Source organism: Cetobacterium sp. (genome assembly GCF_051653945.1).
In the GTDB taxonomy this organism is placed as follows: Bacteria; Fusobacteriota; Fusobacteriia; order Fusobacteriales; family Fusobacteriaceae; genus Cetobacterium_A.
Map to the genome: position 1 here is coordinate 1 of NZ_JBOFXD010000053.1, position 10308 is coordinate 10308.

Consider the following 10308-nt stretch of genomic DNA (forward strand, 5'->3'; position numbering starts at 1 on the left):
AAAAAACTATGCTTGAAGGTGCAAGTGGAGCAAAAGTTCTATTTGATTCTGCAGTAGATAGTGTAAGAATGGCTATTGGAAAATTAATTTTTACAGAAAGTATGCTTAAAAATATAAGAAGAGCAACAGAGTATGTTTCAGAGTTTGGTCTTGTTTTGAGAGGAGAGTTATCAGATAAACCAATAAATCAGTTTTGGCAAAATATTTTTGAGAAAGTTCAAAAAATAAAAACTATGTTTAAAAATGTTTTAGGCCCTGGTTTCGAGTCTTTAAAAAATATTTTAACAGATCCTACAATGATTGAATTTTTCAAGAGAGTAGGAAAAGTATTATTAATGACATCATATATAGCAGCTTGGACATTTACTAAGATAGCTCAAGGGTTAGAGTGGTTAAATGATGTTATTGGGATAGATAATATTTTAATCTTTATAGGAGCTTTTGCAGGATTAAAATTAATTCCATTACTAATAGGAAAGATAATAGGAATTATAACAGGATTAGGAAGCACTCTTTTAACATTAGGCGGCCCAATAGTGTGGATAGGAGCTGCAATAGTAGGACTAATATATTTATTCCATAAATTTGGTGGAATAAAGGAGAATTTTTTAGGAATTTGGGAAACTTTAAAAGCTGTTGGAAGTGCAGCATGGCAGATAGGAGAAACCTTTTTCCTATTGTTTACACCAATAGGAAATGTAATATCTTTAGCTAAAATATTTTATGATTCTTGGGATAGTTCTGTTGGATTAATAGAAAATTTAAAAAATGTCTTCTTAGGATTATTTGCTTTTATACCACAACAATTTGATTTGATTTTAGATAAAATAAAAAATGTGGGAACAAAAATAGGAGAAATTCCAATAGTAGGAACATTGCTAAAGAAGTTAAATATTGGAGTAGACCCTAAAATAGATGGAAGTCACAGAACAGGATTAGATTATGTTCCTCGCGATGGATATATTGCAGAACTCCATAAAGGTGAAAGAGTTTTAACTGCAGAAGAAAATCAATCTTTTGGTGGAAATCTTTTAAGTAGTTTAAGAAGTACAAAGGAACAGGATAATAGTAGTAATAGTTATACTAACAATAATAAAGAAATAAAAGTGACGATTGAAGGAAGTAACTATGAATTTAATTTTCCTCCAACAACTTCTATGTTGCCGCAAGAAATGTTACAAGAAATGTATGAAAATTTTAAAAAAATGATAGAACAAAATAATAAAGAGCTAGAAAGGAGAGTTCAAGATGCAATTAGAACAGCTATCTAGTTATATAACCCAAAAGGGTGATACATGGGATTTAATTTCTTTTAAGGTTTATGGGTCAACTGATTACATAGAACAGCTAAAAAGTGCAAATTACGAGTTCTTAAAATTAGTTTCTTTTCCAGAAGAGGTAGCTTTAGTTATACCACAAATAGAAATTGAAAATAAAGGAAGTACTCCAGAATGGTTTTAACAAGAAGAGCAGGAATAAAATTAAAATACATTGATAAAGAGGTTGAGCTGAGTAATGAACTCAGCTCTTTAACAATAACGGATAATTTATCTGGAATAATTGATAGTATAGAGTTTGTTTTAAAAAATAATAATAATAGATTACTAAGTAAAGAAAATGAACTTTGTAATGGAGAAAAGGTACAGTTTGAATTATGGACCCAAAATTGGAATTCAGTAGAAGAAGGGATAAAAATATATCCATTAGGAATTTATTACATTGATACTAGAAGTTTTGATAATGAAAGAGGAACATTTAGGGCTATGTCTATTCCAGGAGGAGATAGCCAAGATGAGGTAAATACAAAGATATGGGGAGAGATATCTTTAAAAAGTTTAAATGAAGAATTTGCTAATAAATACAAAATTTCAGCATATTTTAATTCTAAAGATAATCCACTTTTAAAAGATATAAAACAAGAAAATGAAGCAGATTTATCTTTTTTAAAAAAAATAGCTGAAGAAGAAGGGTTCAATTTTAAGATAAATGTAGACAAATTAATAATGTTTGATATTGAAGAATATGAAAAGAAAGAACCTAAATATAAGTTAAATTTAAATAATGTAACATACTCTATAGATGAAGAAACAAAAAATTTATATACAAGAGTAGAAATAAAATATAAAAGAAGTAAGTGGCTTGATGAAGAAAGAGCAGAATATTCTTTAAAAGATTTTGGAATTGAAATACCAGGAAAAGTTAGGGAGAAAACTTTAAAAATTAATGCAAGAAGTAAAAGTTCTGATTTAAAAAAATTAGCAAAAGTTAGATTGTTTAAAGAGAATAGAGGAAGAGTAACTTTGAGTACAACTATTGTAGATAAAATAGATCTATACTCTGGAGATGTAATAGAAGTTATTAATGCAGGAATTTTTAGTGGTAGATATATGATAAAGAAAACAACAAAAAAATTGCCAGATTTAAATGTAAAAATACAGGCATATAAAATATGGGAGAAATAAATGTTTAGTTTATTAAAAGGAGCAATAGGAGAAGTTCATAGTGTAAATGAAGAAGATTATACAGTAAAGGTTAAGTTATTGGAATATGGTGGTGTTATAACTGAAGATTTACAGGTGACAACATTATTAAGCTTTGGAAAAACATCGTATCACTTACCAGATGTAAATACTCCAGTCTTAGTTGTATTCTTTGAAGATAATACCGATACAGGATTTGTAATAGCGGGATTTTATTCAAAAAAGAATTCTTCAGATGGAACTAAAGATAAAATAATATTTGATTGTGAAGGAAACTATATTTGTTTAGATCGAAAGGAAAAAAGTATTTCAATTTTATCTGAAGCAAAGATAACTGTAGATTCAAAAAATATAGATTTTTTATGTGATAACTTTTTAATTGAAGCTAAAGATAATATTAAATTAAAGGGAAAAAATATTTCTATTGATGGAGAAGAGAATATATCTATAAAATCAGCTTTAATAGACATACTAGGCCTTATGAAGTCTAAATTTATAATATATGCAACAGATTTTTTAAAACAATAGGAAAGGAGAGAGAACAATGACCGAAATGATAACAAACGCTTTAACAGATATAGCTAAAGATGAAATAGGTAATTATCTTGATTCGGTAGATTGGTATACCCAATTAAATAGTATAGGTTCTTTTGGAAAAATAATTTTTCAGGTTTCATCACTAGCTATACTATCTCCAAATGATTATAAAATAGATCGTGCTGCAAAAATAAAAAGACATCAATTAATAAATAATCCAGATGTAATTGAATTTCAAGGAAGAGAATTAATAAATGTTTCTTTTGGAATAAAGCTAGTATCAACTTTAACTAATATAGGACAAGCAAGAGAAAGATTAACAAAATATGTTAATGAAGGACATCATTTTCCATTAGTATTATCCGGAAAGAAAATTGGAGAAAATACTTTTATGCTTACAAAATATAGTGAAAAGGTTACTAAAACGGATAAAATAGGAACTCCGATAGTAGTAGAATTAGATGTTTCATTTGAAGAATATGTGGAAAAAATAAATAAACCTAAAGAGTTACAAGTACAACAAAAAGGTGTTGTACCTCTAGAAAGAAAAGTTGCCGCATCAATTAATGGAAAGGTTTTAGAACAATTATCAAAGGTGAGATTATGGTAATTAAAAGTAATGAAGAGCCAAAAGATATAAGTTTAAGAAGGGTATGGGTAATTTTAAATACAAAAAAAGGAACTGTTCCACTCTTTAGAGATTTAGGACTTAGTTCTTCGATAATAGATATGCAAGTAAATAAAATACCTTCAGTAGTAACCCAAGATTTAGATTCGCAATTAAAAAAATATATTCCAGAATTAAAATTAAAAGGTGTAAATATAGAAACAGAAGGTGATAAAACAATATTAAAAGTAGAGGTAGAAAAAGATGCTTAAATTAATAGAAGGAGATGCGCAAGAGATATACAAAGATGCAATTGAAATACATGAAGCTGTTTGTGGAGAAAGACTTTCGCCTGCAGATGAAAAAGCACATATTTATTCAACTATAGCAATGGTTCTTGGAGATATTCTTTATGGAGCAAATGATATAGCTTTACAAAATTATACAGCCTTTGCTAGAGGGCAAAGATTAGATATGAAAGCAAAGATATTTGGAACAAGGGCAAAAAGATTAGAAGCTTCATATGCAAAGGTAATTATGAAATGTTCTATTTCACAAATAGTAAATAGAATTGTTTATATAAAAAAAGGAACAAGATTTATACATGGAGAAAATATATTTATTTCATTAGAAGAAGGAAGAATAAATCCAGGAGAGATAGAAACAAGTGTTTTAGCACAAGCTGAAAAGCCGGGAGATATTGGAGAGATATTAGCAGGAGAAATAACTCAAATTGTAGATAGGTATGATTATTATGAGTCTTGTATAAATCCACAAGATGTCTCAAATGGTGGAAATGAAGAAAATGATGATAATTATAGAACTAGACTAGAAGAGCTTCCAGAATCTTTTACGAGTGCAGGAAGTGAAGGCTCTTATATATATTGGACAAAGCAAGTAAGTTCTAAAGTAACTCAAGTTAAAATAGAAACTCCAAGTCCCAATGTTTTAGATATCTATGTTTATGGAAAAGGTGAAAAAATTAGTGATGAAGAGAAAGAAGCTATAAAAACGTACTTAACAGAAAAAGATAGATTACCATTAAATGATTTAGTAAATATTAAAGATCCAATTTTTAATCAAATTAATTTAGAAATAGACTACTATTTATATTCCTATGAAACAAGACCTTCTGATGAAATAAAGAAGTCTTTATTATTAAAATTAAATGATTATTTTAATAGTTTGAAAATAGGAGAGGGATTTAATCCACAAGATATAATTCAAATTTTAAAAAACGATGGAATAAAGAGGTGTGATATAAAAAGTCCTTTAATAGCATCAGAGGCTACAAAAATAAGTTTAGTTATTTGTAATTCAATAACTTTAAATTATATGGGGGCAGAATAGGTATAATGAAAACTATATTTGATAACGTACTTTTAACAATAGCTCCAAATTTAGCAAAAGAAAAATATGAAGATGTTTTAATAGTTACAGATAAATTAATACAAAAATATTTAATAAGCCAATTGAAAAAACTTGTTCATTTTGACAGAGTTGAAGATATGGATGAGGTTGAATTAGAAATATTAAAAAAAGAGCTGCATATTGATTATTATGATGTATCTTTTTCTAAAGAGGAAAAAGATATTATGTATAAAAATGCATATATAAATCATTTTTATAAAGGAACCACGTTAGCTGTAGAAGAAGCAGCAAATATCTTTTATAAGGATGCAAAAGTTGAAGAGTGGTATAAAACAAATTCAACTCCAGGAACATTTAATTTAAAATTAAATGGATCAATAAAGGAAAATATATTTAAAACTGTTGAATTTATAGAAAGTTCAAAGAAAAAATCACAAATTTTGTCTAAGTTGATATTTGAATCAGAAAATAATAGTATTATGACAACACATATTTATAAGGAACAATATATAAAACAAAAGATAATTCCTGCCAAAATGGATGTGTTTATTGAAAAAATAGATTTAAAAAAATCAATATCAATTAGAGAAATTCAAACAGTTGTAATTGGAGGGAAAAATGGCAATTTATAGAGGTCATACAATAACGAATAGAGGTAGACAATTACTTGCAAAAGTGATGGCAGGACAAGGGGAATTTGAAGTAAGTGCTGTTAAATTTGGAAGTGGAAGGTTTGAGGGAAATCAGAGAGAAGTAACTGATTTGGTTAATGAAAAAATAAGTTTAGAATTAATAAATATAAGGAATGAAGGTGCTATGGCAGTTGTAACTGCTAGATTAACAAATGAGAATTTATTAGAATCTTTTAGGGCCGAAGAACTTGGTATTTTTGCAAAACTAAAGGGAACGAATGAAGAGGTACTGTATGCATATACATTAGCTTTAGAATCAGATGTTATACCAGATAATTCACTTGGAGCAACTTTAATTATAGACTTGAATATATATATGGAATTATCTGACTCAGTTGATGCAGTTATGACAATAAATGAAAGTAGAGTGTTCTTAACACTTGAGCATGCTAAAGAGATTTTTTCTCAAACAGGATTACTTTACTCTGGTGAATTATTAAATATGGGATCACTCCAGGAAAATAAAGTCTATAAAGCTAATGATGGAAAGTATTATAAAAATATTGGTGGAAATAGGGTATGGAATGGAACAGGAGAGATAGATGATAAATTTAAAGAAGTTACCTGGGAAAGATTGAATCAAGATATATTAGCATTAGCTATAGAGGATGGTAAAAATATGGCTAAGATATTAGGAGTAGAAGATTATGGTGGAATTTTAAATACTTCAGACTTGAAGAAAGCAGGTTGGGCTTACTATTGTACTCAGAATAAATATATATATGAATGTTTAAGTGATACTAGATTAAATTACGCTGATGCAGAGTTTTTTGAGCCGCTTTCTAATAAATCACTTTTGGGTAAATTAAAGAATTTAACGCTTCAACTAGAAGATAAAATAAAAGTCTTTAAAACTGGCTTCTTAACTTTATCTCAAGGAAGTTATTGGTATACACTACCAAGTCATATCCTTCCAGATAACGTAATAACAGTTATTCCTAGAGAATACTCTAATGGTCTTGCTAAAATACGTTTTGTTGGAACCACTGGAAATCGTATAGAATTAGAAATTTTACAAAGTGGTTCTACAAATTCTTTAGATATTTTTTATTTTGTTTAAAAATTAAAGAATTTAACTATATTTAAGAAATATATTCTTTCGCCGAGTCTTTCAAATTATACCGACAATACTGCACAACCTGGAGATGTCTACTTAGCTACAGCTACTTCAGGTGGTGAAAAAGAAATATTTGACTCAAAAACAATTATAATACCATCCAGTAGATTGATAACTTCGTGTAAAATGAATATATTCCAAGGAACTATTAATGTAACTTATGACGGTGCTGTATGGCGATGGAGTCGAGAAGGTACAGGTGCACAAGGAGAAATCAAGGTTTATAAATTACAACTTTATCTATAATTACAGAATACTTTTTTAGCAAAAATTATCGAGCTTATTATAAGGAATATGCGTACGTAAGAGTAACTATATTAGCTGTATTTGACATACCTGATATTCTTATGACTCCATCTTTATATACTATTATTTGAGCTATTCCATTTACATTTGTTAGTTTGTCAGAAGAGGGTCTAAAATTTAACGGTATAGAAACTTTACTTGATTTTCCATTAATCATATCTACTCTGCCAACAATACAGCATAAAACAAGATTTCCTATCTTTATAAGAGAACATGATGCGTCCCAATTCTCTGGATAAGTTGTGGAAAAAATATTTTGATGATACCAAGCACTACCTAAATTCTTTAATTTTATTTTACTTCCAGACTCCTTTAAAATATAAATGAGCCATACCAGATTCAGTTCCAACTGTTGGTTTTTCTCCATATAATCGATATTGAGTCCCACTAATTGCAGCACACCCGTACGAATATGCACCATCCCCAACATCTGTAGCTAAACAAACTACAGATGTTCTTCCTGAATATTTAAACTGATATGGAAAATTAAAAGTGCTATAAGAAGGTGTTATCGCGGATCTTTTTTCCGAAGCCCAGCACTCTAAAGTTCCGTCAGCCCACTTACGATAAGTACCATTAGAATTTGAGCCAATTTCAACTAAATTCTTTAATTAATAACTTTAATAAGATTTTTAAGTGTGATAGTTTCTGGCTATTACCCGAACATAAGATGAACCGAGTTGAGAGCCTTCAAATTTAGCATATATTACATTTGCACTGGAGTTAACTCCAATTACATTAAAGTTTTGAATTGCTTTACCAAGACCAAATATGGATATCGTAGGATTAATCATGGGTATTCCCAATTCAATAGTTTCATATTGTGATTGAGGAACATACTCCTTCATTTGAGTTATTTTTCCACTTTTAAACTTAGTCCAGTACCACCCGTTAGTTTGCCCTGTTTCAATTATATAATCAACTAAGTTTATTAAATTCTTTAATTTTTCTAAATAAAAAAAGCCCTCACTTCAATAGTGAAAGGCTTTAAAGTCGGGGAACTTGTGTGTAGTCTACAATAGTTGTATCAAAAAGTCAATAAAACTCTTAAAATATAATTATTTTAAATTTTAGGAGGAACAATAATGAATTACAACGAGAAGAATATGGAAGTCTATGAGATGTATTTAGATTCTAATAAGGCTAGAAATTATGAGACAATGAATACGACATATAAAATGTATAAGAGTAGAATGATAGACTATTTAAGCTATTTAAAGGAACATGAAGGGAATAAATTATTGTTATCTGAAGCAACAATAAAAAATTGTGTGAGTATTTTAGAAAGATATATAAATAACTGTAGAGACAGAGGGAACAATAACCAAACAATTAACAATAAACTTACAGCCATTAGTAGTTTTTATATATGGTGTGTAAAAAGAGATCTAATCAAGTATCATCCATTTCAACATAAACTTGATAGATTAAAAAATGGAGCTTTTGATAAGAGAAGAGAGAGTTACTTTTTAAATATAGAAGATATAATAAAAGCTAGGATTTTAATGGAGCATAACTCTAAAAGGTTTGATATTCAATCAAGACTATTGTGGGAATTATTCCTGGAGAGTGCTGCTAGAATATCAGCAATATCTAACTTAAAATTATCTCAATTAGATATTAGAAACGGATACTTTAAAGATGTAAAAGAGAAGGGAAATAAAATTGTAGATATTATTTTCTTAGATAATACTGAAAAAATATTAAGAGAATGGTTAGACTATAGAGAGAGCAAGAATATAGCTTCTGATTACTTGTTTATAACAAAGAGTAAAGAAAGCTATGTACAAATGCAACAGAGTACTATAAGAGCTAGAATAAAGAAGATAGGGCAGTTGATTGGATATGATAAGCTTTATCCTCATACATTGCGTAAAACAGCAATAAATTTATTAAGTAATCTTTCTGATATAAATTTTGCTGCTGAATATGCACATCACAATGATACTAAAGTTACAAAGGATCACTACATAAAAGCTCGTACGGGAGCAGAAAATAGAAGTAAAATACTTCAAATTAGAAGAGAAAAAGGGCTTTAAAATTTCAATAAATTATCGAATTTATACAAAATTTTAACTTTTTTTAGATACATAAACCCTTGATTTTACTAGGTTTTTAAAACTGAGTACCTAGATAAATTGTCTATAGTTTTTACCAATTTACTAGCTTTATAAGGTGTATCAATCTCAAAGTTTTAACTAAATTCGATAATTTACCCAATATAAAAAATTAGAAAAAATAAAAATAAAATTACAAGGAGAACCATATGATTATATATGTTTATAACATTAATACATTAAACTTAATAGCAAAACCGCAAGTAAAAGATTACGAAACTTTTAAAAGTAATCCATCTATTTTTTATCCAGATTGGAACATTGAAAATCACTTAGCATCTGAAATAGAATTCCAAAACCCAATTATTGTAGACAGTCAAATTAGAGAAAAAACTAGAGAAGAATTAATTTTATTAGATGATAAGCTAGAATTATTAATTGATGGAGAATATGTTGAAAACAATCAAATTATTATTGTAGAAGCTCCTGAAGATTTGTTGAAAAAAATATGGAATAAACAAACTAACAATTGGGAAGAAGGAGCTACTCAGGAAGATGTGCTTAATGAAATTAGAAGATTGGAAGATAAATTTATAGATTTAAATGAGCAAAGAGAAAAAAGAATAAAATATAATTTTGATACTAGTGAAATAGATAAAGAAATTAAAAATGTTGAATTTAGAATAAATTGGATATCAAAAATAACTTTAATATAAAATAGGAGGTATAATTTTATGGAGTTTTTAATAGAACATAAAGAAGTCATTTTTATAGGATTAGGAGTTTTAATTGGAACATTTATACCAGTTGCAAAGACTCACTTGATAGGTAGAAAGGTTGGGGAAAAAATACCTAAAAAACTAGCTTTAGCAATAGCTGATCATTTAGATGCGTTTGAAAAAGGGTTAAGAGATGAGAATTATAGAGGAGATAAAAATCTTATATCAAATAATCAATTGAGTCAGAGAAAAGAAAAATTAATGTTAGATTTGGGTTTGGAGCAAAGATTGAAGGACAAGGATTAGAAATAAAAATAGATCCATTTAATTATAAGAAAAAATTAATAGAATTAAAGGTATTTAGAAAAGCTGATTCAATAAGAGATTTGTTTAAATTTTAGGAAGGGGGGAAGAGATGGAAA

Annotated in this window: 13 protein-coding genes and 1 pseudogene; 12 read left to right on the top strand and 2 right to left on the bottom strand. The window is 28.1% G+C overall.

Annotated features, from left to right (window positions below; all coding sequences use genetic code 11):
- The 9 genes and pseudogenes from ACRC8M_RS05520 to ACRC8M_RS05560 all read left to right on the top strand — a co-directional run.
- Positions 1–1271 (top strand): annotated as a pseudogene (locus ACRC8M_RS05520) (hypothetical protein); the annotation flags it as partial.
- Positions 1249–1461, top strand: coding sequence for a tail protein X (locus ACRC8M_RS05525; RefSeq protein WP_438528243.1), 213 nt, complete (start codon positions 1249–1251; stop codon positions 1459–1461). The pseudogene ACRC8M_RS05520 and the gene ACRC8M_RS05525, both read left to right, overlap by 23 nt.
- Positions 1452–2462 (top strand): phage late control D family protein, encoded by a 1011-nt coding sequence (locus ACRC8M_RS05530; RefSeq protein WP_438528244.1) that lies wholly within the window; start codon positions 1452–1454, stop codon positions 2460–2462. The genes ACRC8M_RS05525 and ACRC8M_RS05530 overlap by 10 nt, the downstream gene beginning before the upstream one ends.
- Entirely contained in the window at positions 2463–3008 is a 546-nt protein-coding gene (locus ACRC8M_RS05535) for a hypothetical protein (protein WP_438528245.1), read from the top strand.
- Between the two features lie 16 nt (positions 3009–3024).
- Positions 3025–3627, top strand: coding sequence for a phage tail protein (locus ACRC8M_RS05540; protein WP_257163758.1), 603 nt, complete (start codon positions 3025–3027; stop codon positions 3625–3627).
- Complete coding sequence (locus tag ACRC8M_RS05545) at positions 3621–3896, top strand: hypothetical protein (protein WP_257163757.1); 276 nt, start codon at positions 3621–3623, stop codon at positions 3894–3896. Before ACRC8M_RS05540 ends, ACRC8M_RS05545 begins: the two co-directional genes overlap by 7 nt.
- A complete protein-coding gene (locus tag ACRC8M_RS05550; protein WP_438528246.1) occupies positions 3889–4974 on the top strand; it encodes a baseplate J/gp47 family protein in 1086 nt (361 codons plus the stop codon). The genes ACRC8M_RS05545 and ACRC8M_RS05550 overlap by 8 nt, the downstream gene beginning before the upstream one ends.
- 5 nt (positions 4975–4979) lie before the next feature.
- Positions 4980–5627 (top strand): phage tail protein, encoded by a 648-nt coding sequence (locus ACRC8M_RS05555; protein ID WP_257163755.1) that lies wholly within the window; start codon positions 4980–4982, stop codon positions 5625–5627.
- On the top strand, positions 5614–6747 hold the full coding sequence (locus ACRC8M_RS05560; protein ID WP_438528247.1) for a hypothetical protein: 1134 nt from the start codon (positions 5614–5616) through the stop codon (positions 6745–6747). The genes ACRC8M_RS05555 and ACRC8M_RS05560 overlap by 14 nt, the downstream gene beginning before the upstream one ends.
- Positions 6748–7087: 340 nt before the next feature.
- On the opposite strand, the gene ACRC8M_RS05565 is transcribed toward ACRC8M_RS05560, so the two are convergent.
- Both ACRC8M_RS05565 and ACRC8M_RS05570 read right to left on the bottom strand, forming a co-directional pair.
- Complete coding sequence (locus ACRC8M_RS05565) at positions 7088–7459, bottom strand: hypothetical protein (protein ID WP_438528248.1); 372 nt, start codon at positions 7457–7459, stop codon at positions 7088–7090.
- Positions 7460–7742: 283 nt separating this feature from the next.
- Entirely contained in the window at positions 7743–7904 is a 162-nt protein-coding gene (locus ACRC8M_RS05570) for a hypothetical protein (RefSeq protein ID WP_438528249.1), read from the bottom strand.
- 291 nt (positions 7905–8195) lie between these two features.
- On the opposite strand from ACRC8M_RS05570, the gene ACRC8M_RS05575 reads away from it, so the two are divergent.
- From ACRC8M_RS05575 to ACRC8M_RS05585, 3 genes are all read left to right on the top strand, one after another.
- A complete protein-coding gene (locus ACRC8M_RS05575) occupies positions 8196–9149 on the top strand; it encodes a tyrosine-type recombinase/integrase (protein ID WP_438528250.1) in 954 nt (317 codons plus the stop codon).
- A 227-nt stretch (positions 9150–9376) separates the two neighbouring features.
- Positions 9377–9883: a hypothetical protein gene (locus ACRC8M_RS05580; RefSeq protein ID WP_438528251.1), complete on the top strand. Its 507-nt coding sequence runs from the start codon at positions 9377–9379 to the stop codon at positions 9881–9883.
- 18 nt (positions 9884–9901) lie between these two features.
- On the top strand, positions 9902–10192 hold the full coding sequence (locus ACRC8M_RS05585) for a hypothetical protein (RefSeq protein WP_438528252.1): 291 nt from the start codon (positions 9902–9904) through the stop codon (positions 10190–10192).
- Positions 10193–10308 lie beyond the last annotated feature (116 nt).

Bases quoted from the DNA above. Each gene is read 5' to 3' on its own strand.
- ACRC8M_RS05525 (WP_438528243.1), top strand. From the start codon at position 1,249: ATGCAATTAGAACAGCTATCTAGTTATATAACCCAAAAGGGTGATACA.
- ACRC8M_RS05530 (WP_438528244.1), top strand. From the start codon at position 1,452: ATGGTTTTAACAAGAAGAGCAGGAATAAAATTAAAATACATTGATAAA.
- ACRC8M_RS05535 (WP_438528245.1), top strand. From the start codon at position 2,463: ATGTTTAGTTTATTAAAAGGAGCAATAGGAGAAGTTCATAGTGTAAAT.
- ACRC8M_RS05540 (WP_257163758.1), top strand. From the start codon at position 3,025: ATGACCGAAATGATAACAAACGCTTTAACAGATATAGCTAAAGATGAA.
- ACRC8M_RS05545 (WP_257163757.1), top strand. From the start codon at position 3,621: ATGGTAATTAAAAGTAATGAAGAGCCAAAAGATATAAGTTTAAGAAGG.
- ACRC8M_RS05550 (WP_438528246.1), top strand. From the start codon at position 3,889: ATGCTTAAATTAATAGAAGGAGATGCGCAAGAGATATACAAAGATGCA.
- ACRC8M_RS05555 (WP_257163755.1), top strand. From the start codon at position 4,980: ATGAAAACTATATTTGATAACGTACTTTTAACAATAGCTCCAAATTTA.
- ACRC8M_RS05560 (WP_438528247.1), top strand. From the start codon at position 5,614: ATGGCAATTTATAGAGGTCATACAATAACGAATAGAGGTAGACAATTA.
- ACRC8M_RS05570 (WP_438528249.1), bottom strand. From the start codon at position 7,904: ATGATTAATCCTACGATATCCATATTTGGTCTTGGTAAAGCAATTCAA.
- ACRC8M_RS05575 (WP_438528250.1), top strand. From the start codon at position 8,196: ATGAATTACAACGAGAAGAATATGGAAGTCTATGAGATGTATTTAGAT.
- ACRC8M_RS05580 (WP_438528251.1), top strand. From the start codon at position 9,377: ATGATTATATATGTTTATAACATTAATACATTAAACTTAATAGCAAAA.
- ACRC8M_RS05585 (WP_438528252.1), top strand. From the start codon at position 9,902: ATGGAGTTTTTAATAGAACATAAAGAAGTCATTTTTATAGGATTAGGA.